General features: G+C 68.7%; 18 protein-coding genes. 8 read left to right on the top strand and 10 right to left on the bottom strand.

Going from position 1 to position 17,867, the window contains the following annotated elements; all coding sequences use genetic code 11:
* The first annotated feature begins 92 nt into the window (after positions 1 to 92).
* The 3 genes from RCH12_RS05305 (at position 93) to RCH12_RS05315 (ending at position 2,019) form a co-directional block, all read left to right on the top strand.
* Positions 93 to 359, top strand: coding sequence for a protealysin inhibitor emfourin (locus RCH12_RS05305; RefSeq protein ID WP_103431241.1), 267 nt, complete (start codon positions 93 to 95; stop codon positions 357 to 359).
* Positions 360 to 468: 109 nt separating this feature from the next.
* Positions 469 to 1,530 (top strand): hypothetical protein, encoded by a 1,062-nt coding sequence (locus RCH12_RS05310; RefSeq protein ID WP_133163816.1) that lies wholly within the window; start codon positions 469 to 471, stop codon positions 1,528 to 1,530.
* 63 nt (positions 1,531 to 1,593) lie between these two features.
* A complete protein-coding gene (locus tag RCH12_RS05315) occupies positions 1,594 to 2,019 on the top strand; it encodes a pyridoxamine 5'-phosphate oxidase family protein (protein ID WP_103431239.1) in 426 nt (141 codons plus the stop codon).
* Between the two features lie 5 nt (positions 2,020 to 2,024).
* Here the strand turns inward: RCH12_RS05315 and RCH12_RS05320 are convergent, their stop codons facing one another.
* The 3 genes from RCH12_RS05320 to RCH12_RS05330 all read right to left on the bottom strand — a co-directional run bounded on the left by RCH12_RS05320 (position 2,025) and on the right by RCH12_RS05330 (position 4,424).
* Positions 2,025 to 2,465, bottom strand: coding sequence for a hypothetical protein (locus RCH12_RS05320; protein WP_103431238.1), 441 nt, complete (start codon positions 2,463 to 2,465; stop codon positions 2,025 to 2,027).
* A 185-nt stretch (positions 2,466 to 2,650) separates the two neighbouring features.
* Complete coding sequence (locus tag RCH12_RS05325) at positions 2,651 to 3,022, bottom strand: FKBP-type peptidyl-prolyl cis-trans isomerase (RefSeq protein ID WP_103431237.1); 372 nt, start codon at positions 3,020 to 3,022, stop codon at positions 2,651 to 2,653.
* Between the two features lie 178 nt (positions 3,023 to 3,200).
* Entirely contained in the window at positions 3,201 to 4,424 is a 1,224-nt protein-coding gene (locus RCH12_RS05330; RefSeq protein WP_327016258.1) for a PrsW family intramembrane metalloprotease, read from the bottom strand.
* Between the two features lie 122 nt (positions 4,425 to 4,546).
* Between RCH12_RS05330 and RCH12_RS05335 the strand changes: the two genes are divergently transcribed.
* Genes RCH12_RS05335 through RCH12_RS05345 form a run of 3 tightly spaced genes read left to right on the top strand, consistent with a single transcriptional unit; the run spans position 4,547 to position 7,803 of the window.
* The gene (locus tag RCH12_RS05335; RefSeq protein ID WP_327016259.1) at positions 4,547 to 6,160 is read left to right on the top strand and encodes a DNA-3-methyladenine glycosylase 2 family protein; all 1,614 of its coding nucleotides are present in this window, start codon (positions 4,547 to 4,549) and stop codon (positions 6,158 to 6,160) included.
* Between the two features lie 4 nt (positions 6,161 to 6,164).
* Complete coding sequence (locus tag RCH12_RS05340; RefSeq protein ID WP_103431234.1) at positions 6,165 to 7,040, top strand: fumarylacetoacetate hydrolase family protein; 876 nt, start codon at positions 6,165 to 6,167, stop codon at positions 7,038 to 7,040.
* On the top strand, positions 7,030 to 7,803 hold the full coding sequence (locus tag RCH12_RS05345; RefSeq protein ID WP_103431233.1) for a glycosyltransferase family 2 protein: 774 nt from the start codon (positions 7,030 to 7,032) through the stop codon (positions 7,801 to 7,803). Before RCH12_RS05340 ends, RCH12_RS05345 begins: the two co-directional genes overlap by 11 nt.
* A gap of 40 nt (positions 7,804 to 7,843) precedes the next feature.
* Here the strand turns inward: RCH12_RS05345 and RCH12_RS05350 are convergent, their stop codons facing one another.
* From RCH12_RS05350 to RCH12_RS05365, 4 genes are all read right to left on the bottom strand, one after another.
* Positions 7,844 to 8,695, bottom strand: a complete 852-nt coding sequence (locus RCH12_RS05350; protein ID WP_103431232.1) for an alpha/beta fold hydrolase — start codon at positions 8,693 to 8,695, stop codon at positions 7,844 to 7,846.
* 101 nt (positions 8,696 to 8,796) lie between these two features.
* Positions 8,797 to 10,317 carry an aspartate ammonia-lyase gene (locus RCH12_RS05355; RefSeq protein WP_103431286.1) on the bottom strand — a complete coding sequence of 507 codons (1,521 nt, stop codon included), beginning with the start codon at positions 10,315 to 10,317 and terminating at the stop codon, positions 8,797 to 8,799.
* A gap of 308 nt (positions 10,318 to 10,625) precedes the next feature.
* A complete protein-coding gene (locus RCH12_RS05360) occupies positions 10,626 to 12,167 on the bottom strand; it encodes an NCS2 family permease (RefSeq protein WP_103431231.1) in 1,542 nt (513 codons plus the stop codon).
* A gap of 87 nt (positions 12,168 to 12,254) precedes the next feature.
* A complete protein-coding gene (locus RCH12_RS05365; protein ID WP_327016260.1) occupies positions 12,255 to 13,865 on the bottom strand; it encodes a carboxylesterase/lipase family protein in 1,611 nt (536 codons plus the stop codon).
* Between the two features lie 125 nt (positions 13,866 to 13,990).
* On the opposite strand from RCH12_RS05365, the gene RCH12_RS05370 reads away from it, so the two are divergent.
* Positions 13,991 to 15,265, top strand: a complete 1,275-nt coding sequence (locus tag RCH12_RS05370) for a uracil-xanthine permease family protein (RefSeq protein ID WP_327016261.1) — start codon at positions 13,991 to 13,993, stop codon at positions 15,263 to 15,265.
* Between the two features lie 83 nt (positions 15,266 to 15,348).
* Here RCH12_RS05370 and RCH12_RS05375 read toward each other — a convergent pair whose 3' ends face one another.
* The 3 genes from RCH12_RS05375 to RCH12_RS05385 all read right to left on the bottom strand — a co-directional run bounded on the left by RCH12_RS05375 (position 15,349) and on the right by RCH12_RS05385 (position 17,515).
* Entirely contained in the window at positions 15,349 to 15,681 is a 333-nt protein-coding gene (locus tag RCH12_RS05375) for a peptidase (protein WP_103431229.1), read from the bottom strand.
* Complete coding sequence (locus RCH12_RS05380; RefSeq protein ID WP_103431228.1) at positions 15,678 to 16,868, bottom strand: inorganic phosphate transporter; 1,191 nt, start codon at positions 16,866 to 16,868, stop codon at positions 15,678 to 15,680. Before RCH12_RS05380 ends, RCH12_RS05375 begins: the two co-directional genes overlap by 4 nt.
* A 170-nt stretch (positions 16,869 to 17,038) precedes the next feature.
* Positions 17,039 to 17,515 (bottom strand): 8-oxo-dGTP diphosphatase, encoded by a 477-nt coding sequence (locus tag RCH12_RS05385; RefSeq protein ID WP_327016262.1) that lies wholly within the window; start codon positions 17,513 to 17,515, stop codon positions 17,039 to 17,041.
* A 57-nt stretch (positions 17,516 to 17,572) separates the two neighbouring features.
* Between RCH12_RS05385 and RCH12_RS05390 the strand changes: the two genes are divergently transcribed.
* Complete coding sequence (locus RCH12_RS05390; RefSeq protein WP_088455649.1) at positions 17,573 to 17,836, top strand: mycoredoxin; 264 nt, start codon at positions 17,573 to 17,575, stop codon at positions 17,834 to 17,836.
* Positions 17,837 to 17,867 lie beyond the last annotated feature (31 nt).

A 17,867-nucleotide genomic window follows, 5' to 3' on the forward strand; every position in this document is an offset into this window, starting at 1 on the left:
CGCGGCAGCGTCGGTTCAACGTTCGCTGGCAAGCCGCCTCCGATCATGCCGACATCCCCGATCGTGGCCCCGGCCGGACGTACCATGGGGCCATGAAGGTCGTCGTCTCACGCAGCGGAGGCATCGCTGGGCTCCGGGTCACCTGGGACGTGCAGGTTGACGAGCAACCGGATGCTGCCGCGTGGGTGCGTTTCCTCGAGGAACTGCCCTGGGACGAGGCCGAAGACAGCGCGCCGATGCCGGACCGTTATGTGTACCGCATCCGGTGTGCCCCGCACGAGGTGGTGCTCGCCGAACCGCAGGTGCACGGCGCCTGGAAAGACCTGATCGACAGGGTGCGTGCGGCGAGCGAACGCTGACTCGGGCCACCGAACATCGTGTCGTTAGCACCCTGTAATAACGCACGCCCGGCGATACTGATAGCGTGACTCGAAAGGGGGTCACGGGGCCCCATCAAGGGGGGCCATCATGGCAACGGCATATTCGTCTGCATCATCACTTCCTGGCGTCGCGGGCGCCGCCGCTTCACGCCGCAGAGCCGGCCGGCCAGCCGCCGGGCGACCCGGTGCCCTGCTGCGGCGCGGCCTCGCCGTCACGTTCGGCCTGGTGGTTGCCGCCGCCGCGATCCTCGGCACCACCCAGGCGCCCGCCTCAGCGGCTCCGGTGCCCGGCACGGTCAACCAGTGCAACTACATCCAGGACGGCGGCGGTAACGAAATCGCCTGTGACGTCACCATCACGAACTACCTCGACCTCAACACCGGCCTGTCCCGCTCGGACATCACCGTGCGCACCTGTGAAGGCCCGGTCGGCGAACTGCTCTGCACCACCATCCCGGTGAGCTTCCCCACCGCCACCACCGTCGTCGACCAGTGCAACAACTCCGCCAACGGCGGCGGGTCGATCGCCACCTGCAACGTATCGGTGGAGAACGTCATCGTCGGCGATGCCACGACGTCCCCCGCAACCGTTGACCAGTGCGGCGGTTCCGGTGCGGAAGGACCCGAGCCCACGCTCAACTGCGCTCCGGTGTCCACCACCACCTCGGCCACCATCACCCAGTGCAACGGCTCCGTCAACGGTGGCGGCGCCGCACTTCGCGTCACCTGCACGGTCGATCCGTCGACGGTCAGCGCGGCGCTGCCCGTGACCATCCGTCAGTGCAACGATTCCGTGAACGGCGGCGGCTCCTTGCTGACCTGCACCGCTTCCCTCACCCACCGGATCCTGCCCGCCGGAAGCGTCATCCCCACCCCGACACCGCCGGTCACCACCCCCTCGGCGACGCCTCCGGTCACCACCCCCTCGGCAACGCCTCCTGCCGGCGAGGCAGGCCAGACCCCCACCCCGTCGGCGAACCCCCTGATCCCCGTCGCCGGCGGTGGCGGCAGCGGCGCCGGCTATGGCACCGAACTGGCCGAGACCGGTACGGATGCCCTGCCGGTGTTCCTGATCGCGGCCGGAGCGCTGTTGATCGGTGGAATCCTCCTCACCGTGATGCTGGTGCGTCGCCGGTCCACCCAGCTGTAGGGCAACACGCCGCGGTCCACTCGGCATACTCGCCGAGTGGACCGCAAAGTGGGACTATGAGGTATGGACAACAACGACCTTGATCCCGTTCGCATTCTCAGTGAGGACGAGTGCTGGGAGTTGCTGCTGTCCTCAAGCTTCGGCCGTCTCGCCGCCGCCGTCGCGGATGACATCGAGATCTTTCCACTGAACTTCGTCGTGGCCGACAACCGGCTTCTGTTCCGCACGGCCGAGGGAACCAAGCTTCTCGCCCTCACCGTGAACAACAAGGTGGCTCTGGAGACCGACGCCATCGGGCGCGGCGACGCCTGGAGCGTTGTCGTGAAGGGTCTCGCCCGGGTCCTCGACACCCAGGCGGAGATCGAAGCCGCCAACGCGCTCCCGCTCCGCCCGCTGGTGCCCACACTCAAGTACATCTGGGTTGAGATCACCCCGACCGAGCTGAGCGGGCGCCGGTTCGCTCTGGAACCGGAACCGGAGCGGTACTAGCCGCGCTAGTCGCTGGCCGCCGCCGGAGCCACCCGGCCCTCGCCGGAGAGCCCGATGAGCATCAGCACCGCAGTGCCGTAGGCATCCGCCGCGGTGGCCGCCTCGAACACCTCGTCGACGCCGCGCACGTGCACGCTCACCCGGTACCGGTCGTCGCTGAGCCTGTGCAGGGCGCGAAACGTGCCGCGCAGGAGCGCACGCATCTGGTCTTCCCGCGGCAGCCACAGGGCATCCTCGAGCGCGAGCGAATCCAGCGCCCACTCCGTCGTGCCGTTGAAACCGAGGATGGTGCCGGTATCGAACTCGTGCGCCTCGATGGTCATCTCGCTGACCGTGAAGACCTCGGAGTCGAAGCCGGGTCGTTCGATGCGGAACGAGTCACCGGATACCGGATGCCAGGACAATCCGGCCTGCTGCAGGGCACGGGCACAGTCGATTGAGATCATGACCCATTATCGGCGCGGGATACCGTTGAGCGCGAGGGCGTTTTTCGCACTCACACCAGGCCGTCAGGCACAGAAGAATGGCACGCAGGTGCGCCTGCGTGCCACATCTTCCGGGGTGCCCCGGAGCGCCGTCAGCATTCTCCGGGGCCACCACTCACCCATCAGGCGGGTGCGGGTCGAACGGTCTAGCTGACGCCGTTCAGGTCGATCACGAAGATCAGGGTCTTACCGGACAGCCGGTGACCGGATCCGGCCGGGCCGTAGGCCAGGTGCGGCGGCACGGTGAGCTTGCGACGGCCGCCCACCTTCATTCCGGGGATGCCCTGCTGCCAGCCGGCGATGAGGGACCCCAGCGGGAAGTTGATCGACTGGCCGCGGTTCCAGGACGAGTCGAATTCTTCGCCGGTGTCGTATTCGACGCCGAGGTAGTGCACGTCGACGGTGGCGCCGGCGGTGGCCTCGGCACCGTCACCTACCACGATGTCGACGATGTCGAGCTGTTCGGGCGCGGGGCCCTCCGGGAAGTCGAGTTCGGGCTTGGAGTTCAAATCAGTCATGAGACCATCCAATCGGATTCCGGCTCCGGACGCACACCTGGAAATTCCCCCTTGCGCGAACGCCGTGGCCAGGTGCAGTCTTAGTGCATAGAAACTCGCCGCACCGGGAGAGTTGTCGGCAGTGCCACACCACCGGGCGGCGAGTTTTCTCGTGGGCCCGAGTAGCCGGGGGGCACGGTCAGCCGATGACCTGGGCGCGGTCGTCCATCAGCAGGCCCAGCAGCCGGGCCTCCTCGACCTGGTCGGGGGTGGGCCCCGGCTCTGCCGCTGCGCCGCTGCGCCGGGAGGGGCGCAGCTGGGCGCTGACCAGTCGTTGCCGCACCGAAGCCAGCCGGGTGGCATCCGTGATGAAGCGGTTCATCGCGAGGCGACGCGCCTGCGGCTGGCCGTGTGCCCATGCCCGTGCCTGGCGCCGGCCGCGGGGAGTGGCCAGCATCGCCACCTCCGCCGGGGTGAACCAGCCCACGGCGGCATAGTCGCTGAGCCGTTGCACCGTCAGCGCCTCCTCCTTGCGCCGCAGCATGACCATGACCAGGATCGCGCCGAGGAACATCGGTACCTGTACGAGGAAGTAGTAGCCCACCAGGGAGGCGTCGTCGGTGAGCAGGAAGAACGCCCCGTTCCACACCGCGTGCAGCAGAACCGCAGCGGCCAGGCCGATGAACACGGCGCCGAGATAACTGGACCCGCTCGCACGCCGGGCGGCGAAGCCGATGGCCAGGCCGGTGCAGGCCGTGAACAGCACGTGCGCGAACGGGGAGATCACCCCGCGCAACAGGAAGGTCACGCCGAGGTCGGCGATCCCGCCGTCGAGCATCGCCACACCGAAATACTGGATGTTCTCCGAGAACGCGAAGCCGGCGGCGATCATGGCCGCGTAGACGACTCCGTCGATCGGTCCGTTGAACTGGCCGCGGATCACCCAGAACAACAGCAGGATGCCGAATCCCTTTGCCGATTCCTCCACGAGCGGAGCCTGTATGACGGCGGCCGTGAAGTCGCCCGCCGGTCGGGCCACGCCGCTGGTCGCGACGACGATCTGCACACCGAGGTCGAACACCAGCGCCGTCACGATTGAGACGCCGGCGCCCCAGAGGAAGGCAAACCAGAGCGCCGGCCGAGGTTCCGGTTCCCACCGGTCGATCCAACGCACCGCCAGCACCACCAGGGTGAGGGGCACGAGCGCCAGCAGCAGACAGACCAGCACCGCGCCCGGACCGAGGAAGGTCGAGAGGTACACCAGGACCAGCAACAGCGCGAGCGCGGCGACCACGATGCCGATGCTCGCCCACACGACGGTGCTCAGGTTCGTGCGCCGCACCGGCGAACTCCACACCGGCGTCTGGATGGGGGTGTCCTGCTGGGGCACGGCGAGCGGTCGGCCGGTCGGGTCGAGGGTCATGCCCGCCAGTTTACGGGGACCGGACCGGTTCGAACCGGACAGTTTCCGCCCCTGCGAAGGCCCCGAACGCCGATGTCTGATTCCCGCTACCGGTCGTGCGGTGCGCGTGTCAGTCTTGGGGGGTGACACCAGCGCCCAGCTCCCCCGACGACCCGGTTTTCGCCGAACGATACCGGGCCATGTCCTCCCGCGACGCCCGCTTCGACGGCCAGTTCATCACCGGCGTGCACTCCACGGGCATCTACTGCCGACCAAGCTGCCCGGCCGTGACCCCCAAGCCCGGCAATGTGTCGTTCTACCTCACGGCCGCCGCGGCTCATGAGGCGGGACTGCGGGCGTGCAAACGCTGCCTGCCCGACGCCGTGCCGGGGTCGCCGGCGTGGAACATCCGTGATGACCTCGCCGCCAGGGCGATGCGGTTGATCGGAGACGGCACCGTGGAACGCGAGGGCGTGCCCGGGCTGGCAAACCGGCTCGGCTACACCCCGCGACACCTCACCAGGGTGCTGGTCGCCGAGGTGGGCGCCGGCCCCCTGGCGTTGGCTCGCGCCCACCGCGCGCAGACCGCGCGCGTGCTGCTCATGAGCACCGACCTGCCGGTCGCCGACATTGCATTCGCCGCCGGTTTCGGCAGCGTGCGGCAGTTCAACGACACCATCGCCGCGGTGTACGAGCGCACACCGTCGGCCCTGCGGGCCGCCGCCCGGGTTCGGGCCGGCAGCCGCGACCGGGACACCGGCACCGGCACCGGCACCGGCACCGGCACCGGCACCGGCACGAGGATCAGCCTGCTGCTGCCCGCCCGTGCACCGTTCGACGGCACGGGCCTGCTCGGCTTCCTGGGTGTGCGCGCCATCGACGGTGTCGAACGGTCCACCTCCGCCGGGTACGAACGCACCCTACGGCTCCCCCACGGCTGGGCCACCCTGCAGCTGGCCGTCGCGGGCACCCTCGAGGCGCCCGCAGTCGCCTGCACCGCCCGGCTGAGCAGCCTCGCCGACCTCTCACCTCTCGTGAGCCGGGTGCGCCGCCTGTGCGACCTCGACGCGGATGCTCACGCCATCGATCGCGCCCTGGCCGACGACCCGGCCCTGGCCGGCTCCGTGCACGGTACCCCCGGCATCCGGGTGCCGGGCAGCCTCGACCCCGAGGAGACCCTGTTCCGGGCCCTGCTGGGCCAGCAGGTGTCAGTGGCCGCCGCCCGCACCGCCCTCGGCCGGCTCAGTGCGGCCCTCGGCGAGCCGGTGCCCGGCGTCACCGCCACCGCCCCAGACACAGACACAGACACAGCGACCCCACAGCTGCTCTTCCCCACCGCCGCCCGCATCGCCGAACACGGCCGCGAGGTGCTGCGCGGCCCGGCGGCCCGCATCGACACGATCATCCGCGTCGCCGCGGCGTTGGCCGCGGGCGACCTCGTGCTCGACGTCGGCGAGACCCGCGACGATCTCCAAGCCCGTCTGACCGCCCTGCCCGGCATCGGACCGTGGACGGCCGGGTACGTGGCCATGCGGGTTCTCGGCAGCCCCGACATCCTGCTCACCAGCGACCTCGCCCTGCGCCAGGGCGCCGATCGACTCGGCCTGCCCGCCACGGCCAGGGACCTCGCCGCTCACGGCAGCGTCTGGGCGCCGTGGCGCAGTTACGCCGGCATGCACCTCTGGCGGGCGGCGGGAGCCCCACGACCGGCCGGGCCGGCAGTTCACGGCGAGAACGGTTCTGGCCGGTTACGCTGAAGAAGTGAAGTTTGCGCATCTCAGAGTTGACGGCCAATCCACCCCCCGTCTAGCCATCGTGGTGGACGACGCGGCGCTCTTCCTCGACGAGGTGATCGATGACGCCCCGCGCGACCTCCAGGACCTCCTCGAGAAGGGCGCCCCGGAATACGACAGGGTGCGGGCGCTCACCGCGAACGCGCTGACCCACGGTGCCAGCCTCACCCCCATCGACGATCTGCGGCACTCGTCTGCGGTGTTGCGCCCCCCGCAGATCATCGCGATCGGCGCCAACTACGCGGCCCACTCCTCCGAGCTCAAGCTGCGCAGCGAGACCGCCGCGACGGTGTTCTCGTTGTGGCCGAACTCGCTCACCGGCCACGAATCGATCATCTCCTGGCCGAGCGACCTCACCGGCCAGGTCGACTACGAGGCCGAACTCGGCGTGATCATCGGCCGGCCCGCCCGCAACGTGTCGGTGCGCGACGCCCTCGACTACGTCTTCGGGTACACCGTCGTGAACGACATCACCGCCCGCGACCTGCAGTTTTCCGAGGCGCAGTGGTCCAGGTGCAAGTCATTCGACGGGTTCACCCCCACCGGCCCGCTGGTGGTCACCGCAGACGAGATCGCCGACCCGCAGAACCTCTGGCTGACCACCCACGTCGACGGGCGTATCCTGCAGGACGCGTCCAGCGGCGACATGGTGCGCACGGTTGCCGAGATCATCGCCTACCTGTCGCTGACGTCCACGCTGCTGCCCGGCACGCTGATCTCCACCGGCAGTCCCGGCGGCGCCGGCTACAGCCGCAAGCCGCAGGTGTTCCTCAAGGACGGCTCGACCGTCACCGTCTCCATCGACCGGATCGGGCTCCTCACGACCCACTGCCGTGAGATCTGAGCCTGGCCGGCCACCGGTCACCATCTCGGTGGTCATCCCGGTCTACAACGATGCCGACTTCCTGCGCACCTGTCTGCGCGCACTGTCTCAGCAGCGTCGGCCGGCCGACGAGATCATTGTGGTCGACAACGCCAGCACGGATGCGACGGCCGCCGTGGCCACCGCTGCCGGTGTGCGCCTGATCCGCGAACCGCTGCGGGGAATCTGGCCGGCCACCGCGGCCGGCTACGACGCGGCCACCGGCGACGTGATCGCCCGGCTCGACTCCGACTCGGTGCCGCCGGTGGACTGGCTGGAGCGGATCGAGGCCCGATTCACGACCCATCCCGACACCGCCGTGTACACCGGTCCCGGCGACTTCTACAACTGCGGTCCCGTCACAGCCTGGTTGGGTGGCCGGATCTACATCGGCGGCTACTTCCGCTGGATGGGGTTCTGGCTGGGTCACCCGCCGCTGTTCGGATCGAATTTCGCGATGCGCCGACGGGTCTGGGCCGCCAACCGCGACAAAGTTCGCCGCACCCGCAACGATGTCCACGACGACCTCGACTTCAGCATGCACCTGGGCCGCGACGAACCGGTCACTCTCGACCGCTCCCTCAGGGTCGCGATCTCCGCCCGCCCGTTCGAGACCCCGCGCGGGCTCGGCCGCCGGGTGGCGTGGGCCGGCCGCACTCTCTTCTCAGGCTGGCCGGACTACTCGCCCTGGCGCATCCGCCGGCGCGCGGCGAGTCGCCGCAAAAGACTGCTTCGCGCGCCCTGACGGGTCGTTTTGCGGCAACTCACCACAGCAAGCTGCGCCGTCAGCGACCGCGCCCGTAGAGAGCCAGCAGGTCGCGGGCCAGCTGGTGCGGGGTGGTCTCGCAGGGGCTGTGCCCGGCCGGGTAGACGCGCAGGTCCGCGCCGATCCGGTGGGCGAAGCGCCGGTGCTGCGCCACCTTCCACAGGTCGCGGTCGCCCACGGCGATGAGCTTGGGCACCCGGCTGCGGGCCAGTTCCCTGCGCACATCGGGGGTGTGCTTCATCAGAGCCATGATCTGGTCGAGGCTGGCTCGCCGGGTGTAACCGAACCGCCTGCGCGCCAGGTCGAGACGGCCGGGCCGGGTGTGGTTGCGGTTGGTGACGATGCCCCAGATCATCAGGGACGCGATGGTGTGCGCGGGTACCAGGCCGCTGATCGAGCCGAGCCAGCGCACGCCGCGAAAGGTCTGGCCGGGCCCCGGTGGCGTGGTCAGCAACACCAGCGAGGCGAACAGTTCCGGCCGGCGCGCCAGGGTCAGCTCGGCGACGAGGCCGGCGAACGAGTAGCCGAGCACGTGCACCGGCCTCTCCCCCGATTCCAGCACCGCGACCAGGTCGGCAACGAAGAGGTCGTAATCGAAACGCCGGCCCGGCACCGGCCCGGCCGCTGCGGACTCGTACTGGCCGGCGAGGTCGAAGCTCTCCACCCTGTAGCCGGCGTCGGCGATCAGCGGCGCGAGCAGCACGAAGTCCTCCTTCGACCCGGTGGCCCCCGGCACGAGCAGCACCCGCGGGTCGCCCCGCCGGCCCAGCGCGATGGCGGCCAGCCGGCCGCTGGGCGCGGGGAACCTAAACCGCTCGGTGCCCGGCGGCAGGATCGTCCAGTCGAGGTCGGGCAGGGCGGCGTCGAGCATCGCGAGACGATCGGGCCGGATCGGCTCGTTCCTGTGGAGCGGTTGCCTCACACGCAGGGACACGGCACCAGAGTAGCGCCGCCCGCCTTTCCTCGGCGGGCCTACTCGATGATGGGGATCGAGGACGTTCCGGTGTCGGGCCGCATCCCGGACAACCGGGCCGGTTCGAGCTCGCGCATCACGTCTTCCCTGGTCATCAGGTTGGCCTCGACCACCAGGTCGGACACGTTGCGCCCGGTGAGCAGCGCCGTCTGAGCGAGCGCCGCGGCGGCCGCGTAGCCGATGTGCGGGATGAGCGCGGTGATCACGCCGACACTCGAGCCGACCATCGCGGCGAGCCGGTCCTCGTTGGCGGTGATGCCGTCGATGCAGTTCACCCGCAGGGTCCACATCGCCTGGGTCATCCAGGTGAGGCTCTGGAACAGGTAGTGCGCGATAACGGGTTCGAAAGCGTTGAGCTGCAACTGCCCGCCCTCTGCGGCCATCGTCACCGTCACATCCGCCCCGGCGACGGCGAAGGCCACCTGGTTGACGACCTCGGGGATGACCGGGTTGACCTTGCCGGGCATGATGCTCGAACCGGCCTGGCGGGGCGGCAGGTTGATCTCGCCGAACCCGGCCTGCGGGCCGGAGGAGAGCAGGCGCAGGTCATTGCAGATCTTGGAGAGCTTGATGGCGCTGCGCTTGAGGTTGCCGCTGAACGACATGAAGCTGCCGGCATCGCTGGTCGACTCGATCAGGTCCGGCGCCGCCTCCAGCTTGAGCCCGGTGATCAGATTGAGGTGGCGGATGGCCGCGGCCGCGTACCCGGGATCGGCCGTGATGCCGGTGCCGATCGCGGTGGCGCCCAGGTTGACCTCGGCGAGAAGCCAGATCGTCTCGGTAAGCCTGTCGTAGTCCTCGCCGAGGGTCGTGGCGAAGCCGTGGAACTCCTGGCCGAGGGTCATCGGCACCGCGTCCTGCATCTGGGTGCGTCCCACCTTGAGGATCTGCTCGAACTCGTCGGCCTTGACCGAGAAGGAGCCCTGCAGCGCTTTCAGTTCGCGGAGCAGGTGCTTGAGGAAGAACGCCAGGGCGATCTTGATCGCGGTGGGATAGGTGTCGTTGGTGGACTGGCTGCGGTTGACGTGGTCGATCGGGCTGAGAATGTCGTAGCGGCCGCGCCCGTAGCCCGCGTTTTCCAGCGCGAGGTTGCAGATGACCTCGTTGGCGTTCATGTTGGTGGAGGTACCGGCGCCGCCCTGCATGACTCCCACCACGAACTGGTCGTGGTGCTTGCCCTCGATGATCTCCTGGCAGGCGGCGTCGATCCAGTCGGCCCGCTTTTGGGAGAGGGCACCCACCTCGGCGTTCGCGCGGGCGCAGGCCTGCTTCACCGAGGCGAGGGCCACGACGAAGTCGGGGTAGACCGAGATCGGACGCTTGGCGATGGGAAAGTTCTCCAGCGCCCGCTTGGTGTGCACACCCCAGTAGGCGTCTGCGGGGACCTCGACGCGGCCGAGCGAGTCGCGCTCGATGCGGAAGCCGGGGGTGACGGCGGGGATGTCGGCGCTGAGATCCTGTGGGCTGGTCGTGTCTTCTATGGTCAATTCGGCGTTCGTCGTTTCGGTTCTTGCGGACATGCTGCTGGTGGGGTGCACGTGGGCTCCATTGCCGTCGGTGAAGAGCTTGTGGCTCATGACCGACCCACTCTATCGCGAGGCCCCGGCCCGGCACCGGAGCCGCACGTTTCGCCTGCCCTACGCAGGGAACCGTCGTCTCCGGGCAGGGTCTGTGCAAGAAAACGCAGGTGCGACCCCACAAGTTACGCGGCGGCGGGCTCCTCGGGAAAGACGTCGTGTTCCCTGGCGTCGTAGCCTTCAGCGGAGCTCCGCGGCTTACCGGAGTAGCGCACCCCTCGCACGGCGCACGCACCAGAAGCCAGCATCCGTTAGACCCCGAACAGGACCTCGACGGGACCGCGCACGAAGAAGACCAGGAAGCCGACCGCGACGACCCAGAGCAGCGGACTGATCTCGCGCGCCTTGCCGGAAAGCGAGCGCACGATGACCCAGCTGATGAAGCCGGCGCCGATGCCGTTGGCGATCGAGTAGCTCAACGGCATCACGATGATGGTGAGGAACACCGGCAGCACGATGGAGAAGTCGCTGAAGTCGATGAACCGGATCTGCGACACCATCATGGCGCCCACGATCACGAGGGCCGCTGCGGCCACCTCGAGCGGAACGATCTGAGTGAGCGGGGTGAAGAACATCGCGGCCAGGAACAGGAGCCCGGTGACGACGTTCGCGAAGCCCGTTCGGGCGCCCTCACCGATTCCGGCGCCGGACTCGATGAAGACAGTGTTCGACGAGGAGGAAGTGGCGCCACCGACGACGGCACCGACGCCCTCGACGATCAGCGCCGACTTGAGCCGGGGGAAGTTGCCGTCCTTGTCGGCGACCCCGGCCTCGTTGGAGAGCCCGGTCATGGTGCCCATGGCGTCGAAGAAGTTCGTGAACACCAGGGTGAAGACCAGCATCACTGCCGCAAGAACACCGATGCGCTCGAACGCGCCGAAGCTCACCTCGCCCACGAGGGACAGGTCGGGCAGCGCTACGAAGCTGGTCGGCAGCACCGGGGCGTTGAGGTTCCAGCCGGCCGGGTTGGTGCCGAGCGACGGACCGACCTTGAAGACGGCCTCCAGGATCACGGCGAGCACCGTGGTGCCGACGATACCGATGAGCAGGGCCCCCTTGACCTTGCGGGCCACGAGCACACCGATCAGCAAAAGCCCGATCACGAACACCGCGGTGGGCAGGCTGGCGACCGAACCGGACTCGCCCAGTTGCACGGGCGGGGAGGCGACGCCGCTGGAGCGCACGAAACCGGAGTCGACCAGGCCGATGAACGCGATGAAGAGGCCGATCCCCACGGTGATGGCGATCTTGAGCTGACGGGGCACGGCGGTGAAGATCATTTCGCGCAGGCCCGTGGAGGCCAGCAGCACGATGATGAGGCCGTTGATGACGACCAGGCCCATGGCCTCCGGCCAGGTGACCTGGCCCACGACGCTCACGGCCAGGAACGAGTTGATGCCGAGCCCGGCGGCGAAACCGAACGGCAGGCGGGCGATGACACCGAACAGGATGGTCATCACACCGGCCGTCAGCGCGGTCACCGCGGCGACCTGGCCGTTGGGCAGCCAGTTGCCGGCGACATCCACCGCGGCCTGGTCGGCGCTGAAGCCGCCGAGGATCAGCGGGTTGAGGATGACGATGTAGGCCATCGTGACGAAGGTGACCAGGCCGCCACGCACCTCACGGCCCCAGGTGGAGCCGCGGCGAGTGATCTCGAAATACCGGTCGAGCACGGACTTGGTACCGCGCCCCGTGGGCTCGGATGGACCGGACGCCGATGGGGTTCCGGTCGAGGTGCCTGTCGTGGCGGTTGGGGCTGCGGCGGTGGACTCGTGCTCTGATGCGGAAATGATGCTCTCCCGGTCGGTGTGCGGCGGCGTGCCAAACGCCTTATTCTACGACGCGTCCCGCGGCCGTGATAATCGGCCCAACCTGGCTGGCTAAACGTGCGGCACGAATTTGCCCCAGGCGACTCGCCGTTCGGCCTGCGGATCGGCCTCGATCCGGTCGCGGCTGTCGATGACCAGCGTCAATCTGTCGGCCTCGGTGTACGGCGGCCAGGCGGCATCCGGAACGCCCGTGCCGGCGAAACCCAGCCACCAACCCTGCATGCGCGCACCGATGGCCTTGAACTCCCGCCGGCCGCCCAGCACCGTCATGCCCCGGCCGAACCAGCCGTCCAGTCTGTCGAAGAGCGGGAAGAGTTCGAGGCCGTGGGTGGCATCCAGGCCCATCCGACGCAGCAGCCGGGGCGCGGCGTCGAACCTGTAGAAGTACACCGGGGCGTACCTGGAGTGCCGCTCGCCCACCTTCACGCTCGGATACCAGAACGAGTAGTCACCGCCGAAGTCGAGCGCGGCCCGCGACGCTGGGATGCCCGGGTACTGCGCCTTGAGGGCCTTCTTGGCCTTCTTCTTGGTGTTGGCGAAGACCGCCCGCATGCGCGGCGGCGTTGACGCGAGAATGTCGATGCGGCCGCTGAACAGCGAACCCTCGCGCTGGTTGGTACCGATGAGCAGCGGGATGCGGTGCGCCCGGCCGTCGCGGAACGCGTCGAGCGGCCGTTCGGGCAGGAAGTCACCGTCGATGACAGGGCAGAGCGGGATGGTGCCTGGGTATTGGTCGGGCGAGCGCACGGTGAGGGTGGTGGTGGCCTGGGCGAGGCGGGCGGGGTCGGCGTCCACCAGCAGACGCACGGCCTCGGCGTCGGTCAGGCCCGAGCTCACCGGCGGTTCGGCCTGGTGCCCTGCGCCGGCGGTCGGCGCTGCCGGGGCAGCCGGGGCCTGCTCGGCGAGGATGCGCACGAATGTCGCCGCCCACTCGGCGGTCAGCGCCGGCGGGTACACGGCGTTCGGCGGGGCGCTCTGGGCGATGGCCCGCTGGAACAGCCCCGCGGCCGCCGGCACGGTCATCAGGGTGGTCACCGCGTTGCCGCCGGCCGATTCGCCGAACAGGGTCACCGCCTCCGGGTCGCCGCCGAACGCACGGATGTTGGCGCGCACCCAGGCGAGCGCCGCGACCTGGTCTCGGAGACCCAGGTTGCTCTCGAACGGCCGCTCGGGCGTGGAGTAGCGACTGAAGTCGAGGTAACCGAGCGCGCCCAGCCTGTAGTTCATGCTCACGTACAGGATCCCGGCGCGGCGGACCAGTCCCTCACCCTGGCGGGGATTCTCGCGCGACGACCCGACGCTGTAGGCACCGCCGTGCACGAACACCATCACGGGGCGAAGCGCACCGTCGTCGATCGGCGCATCCGGGGCGATCACGTTGAGGGCCAGGCAGTCTTCGCTCTGCGGGATACGCGGGTGCGCGCCGAGGAACTGGCCCTTATGGCTCTGGGTGGCGACGGGTCCGAACTCCGTCGCGTCGCGCACGCCCGGCCAGGGCGGAGACGCCGCGGGGGCGCGGAAACGCAGTGGGCCCACCGGAGCAGCCGCATAGGGAATGCCTCGCCACGCGCGGATTCCGCGCTCGCTGACGCCGCGCACCAGCCCGCCGGACACCCGGATCTCGAGCGGATCGAGAGCGCGGGCGCCGGTATGCGAAGTCATGGGGTGATCCTAATCCGGTCCGCTGACCCCGGGGCAAACTCGGTGGCCCGGCCGGCGGAGCACTACGCTCAGCTAGGGCCGCGCGAGGTATGCGGGCGGCCGGATCCCAGAGAAACGAGACAGCAATGGCACTGCCATGGACCCTGCACGGCGACGGCAAGACCGTCGGCCCCACCGACGTCGTGGCCCCCGGCGAACGCCTGAATTGGCCGATCACGATCGGCATCGGTGCCCAGCACGTGGTCGCGATGTTCGGCGCCACCTTCCTGGTGCCGTTGATCACCGGTTTCCCGCCGAGCACCACCATCCTCTTCTCCGGTATCGGCACCATCCTGTTCCTGCTGATCACGCGCAACAAACTGCCGTCCTACCTCGGGTCGTCGTTCGCGTTCATCGCCCCGATCACTGCCGCCGTCGCCACCGCGGGCATGGGCAGCGCGCTGTTCGGCATCCTGGCCGTCGGAGTGCTGCTGGCCGTGGTCGGCGCCATCGTGCAGTTCACCGGGGCCGGCTGGATCGACGCCCTGATGCCGCCGGTGGTGTCCGGTGCGATCGTCGCGCTGATCGGCTTCAACCTGGCACCGGTGGCGAAGGCCAACTTCACCCTGGCGCCGCTCACCGCGCTGATCACCCTCGCCGCCGTCATCCTCTCCACGGTGCTGTTCCGCGGCATCCTCGGCCGGCTGTCGATCTTCCTGGGCGTCATCGTCGGTTACATCGCCGCGGTCATCCAGGGCGAGGTGGACTTCAGTGCCGTCGGTGACGCCGCCTGGGTCGGCCTGCCGCCGCTGACCCTGCCGACGAACCCGTTCGAGAATCCCGCGGTGTGGGCGATCCTGCCGGCGTTCCTGCCCGTGGTGCTGGTGCTGATCGCCGAGAACGTGGGCCACATCCGCGGTGTCGCGCAGATGACCGACAGCTCGGTCAACAAGCTCACCGGCCGTGCGCTGCTCGCCGACGGTCTCGCCACGGTGCTGGCGGGCTTCGGCGGCGGCTCCGGCACCACCACCTACGGCGAGAACATCGGCGTGATGGCCGCCACCCGGATCTACTCCACGGCCGCGTACTGGGTGGCCGGCATCACCGCGGTGCTGCTGGGCCTCTCCCCCAAGATCGGCGCCGTCATCAGCACCATCCCGGCGGGAGTGCTCGGCGGCGTCACGACGGCCCTGTACGGGCTCATCGGCATCATCGGCGTGAAGATCTGGCTCGACAACAAGGTGGACTTCAGTAAGCCGGTCAACCAGTTCACCGCCGCCACCGCCCTGATCATCGGCATCGCCGACTACACCTTCAGCGCCGGCACCCTCACGTTCAACGGCATCGCGCTGGGCACCGTGGCCGCCATCGTGATCTACCACGTGATGACCTGGGTGGCCCGGGTGCGCCGCACGGCGTAGCCCGCTTCCGGCCCGCGAACTGTGAGCTGAGCACCTTCCCGAGCGGTTTTTCGGGGCTTTCTCTCGGTTCGCGGGGCTGGTCGTTACCGGTGCAGGGCGGGGACGATCAGGTAGACGCCGTAGAGCACGATCAGGCCGCACAGCGCGAAGCAGAGGTAGCCGGCGTACTGAGCGACCGACTTCTGGATGTCGGTGAGCGGGTTGGCCTTGAGGGCCTTACGGGCGCGTTTGGCGTCCTTAGCGGCCCGCGCCGGGCTGAGCACGGTGATCGCGCCGGTGAACTCGGCGGGTTCCACCGTCGGGATGCGCCCGGCCGTGGTGAGCAGGCGCAGGCCCAGCGAGTAGAGCGAGACGACGACGGCCGAGGATACCAGCGCGGCTGCCGCGACAACGAGGAAAGCGGCCCAGTCGATCACAGTGCAACCTTCTGTCGGTCCTTGCGGGACGGTTTGCGGGGCGTTTTTTTGATCTTCACGACGTGGCCCGCGTCATCGATGTCGTGCAGGTTGTCGTGTGAGATCCTGTCGCGCTTGGACCACTGGAAGAGCACGTAGACCACGGCCGTGCCGATGACGACGTCGAGCACGATGCCGATCGGGCCGAGCAGGGCGAGACCTGCGGCGAACGCGCCCATGATGGCGGAAGCCGGCAGGGTGAGCAGCCAGCCCAGCGCGATCTGGCCGGCCATGCCCCAACGCACCGTGGAGCCGCGTCGGCCCAAGCCGGAGCCGATGACCGACCCGGAGGCGACCTGGGTGGTGGAGAGAGCGAAGCCGAGGTGGCTGGACGCGAGGATGGTCGCGGCGGTGCTGGTCTCGGCGGCGAAGCCCTGGGCGGGCTTGATCTCGGTGAGCCCACGGCCCATGGTGAGGATGATGCGCCAGCCGCCGGTGTAGGTACCGATCGCGATCGCGAGGGCGCAGCAGGCCACCACCCAGAACTGCGGGCCCGAACCCACGGCCTGGTAACCGCCGGCGATGAGGGTCAGTGTGATCACGCCCATGGTCTTCTGTGCGTCGTTGGTGCCGTGCGAGAGGGCCACCAGCGACGAGGAGAAGATCTGCGCGTAGCGGAAGCCGCCGCGGCCATCAGGCTTGCCGGCGTCGCGGCGGGTGATGGCGTAGGCCAGGCGGGTGGCGAGGTACGCGACGATGCCGACGGTGATCGGAGCGATCAGCGCGGGCAGGATCACCTTGGCCAGGACGACGTCGAAGGCCACGGCCTGCGCCCCCACCCCGATGATGGTGGCGCCGATGAGGCCGCCGAACAGGGCGTGACTGGAACTGGACGGCAGGCCGCGCAGCCAGGTGATCAGGTTCCAGACGATCGCGCCGATCAGTCCGGCGAAGATCATTTCCGGGCTGATCTGGATTCCTCCGTCACCCTCCTTGATGATGCCGCCGGAGACCGTCTTGGCGACCTCGGTGGACAGGAACGCTCCGACGAGGTTGAGGACTGCCGCAACACCGACCGCGACCTTGGGCTTCATGGCCCCGGTTGCGATCGGGGTGGCCATGGCGTTGGCCGTGTCGTGGAATCCGTTGGTGAAGTCGAAGATGAGTGCCAGTGCGATGACCAGCGCGACGATAAGGGTGAAATCCACCGGCGTCTTTCCTTGTATTACCCGAACCGTGGTCGGGTACATACATAACCGGCACGCAAGAGAGATGGCTGGCTCGAAACCGGGCCTCGTTGATCCTGACAGCCTGAGGCGGGCAGGTCAATTCAGGGTGCGTTCATTCGCCGTTCACCCGGAATTCAGGCGGCAGGACGTCAGTCGCGGGCCACGACGGTGGCGAGGTCCGCACCGAAGGTGAAGGTGGCCTCGACTCGCTGTCCGGCCAGCACACCGGGCAGCCAGTGCTTGGCGTCATCCCACATCTCGTCGACGGGTAGCCGGGCGATCGTGAACCATTCAGGGTTCAGCTCGTCGGATTCGCGCGGAATGCCGCTGAACCGGTCGGTGACGAAGACGTTCGACCGCTGGCTCCAGGCAGGTTTGTGCGGGAACAGGTAGGTGAGCACCCCCATCGGGGTGAGCGCGTCGGCTCCCACGGTCAGGCCCGACTCTTCCTCGATCTCCCGCACCGCGGCATCCAGGGCGGATTCGCCGGGTTCGAGCTTGCCGCCGAGCCCGACGATGTTGCCCAGACCCAGACCCTTCTTCTTGCGGCCGAGCAGAACCTGGGGCTCGCCGGTCTCGGAGAGGCGGGTGAGGTAGCACACGCACACCTGGGGCAGGTCGGTCATGGTGTCATCGTAGCGAGCGCCCCGCGTGGCTCCAGAATCCTCGGTTACGCTGTACCCATGGATTTTGTGCCTGAGACCGGAACTATCACGATGTTCACCACCACCTGGTGCGGCTACTGCTCGCGCCTGAAAAGCCAGCTCGACAAGGTCGGCATCGGCTACACCGAGGTGAACGTCGAAGAGGTCGACGGCACGTCAGAGCTCGTGATGAGCCTCAACGGCGGCAACCGCACCGTGCCGACAGTGCTGTTCCCGGATGGCTCGGCCGCGACGAACCCGTCGCTCGCGCAGGTGCAGGCCAAGCTCGCACCCGCCGCCTGACTTTTCGTCACACAGAAACTGCCCGGCCGAC

The organism is Cryobacterium sp. MP_3.1, from assembly GCF_035984795.1.
GTDB classification, from domain to species: domain Bacteria; phylum Actinomycetota; class Actinomycetes; order Actinomycetales; family Microbacteriaceae; genus Cryobacterium; species Cryobacterium zongtaii.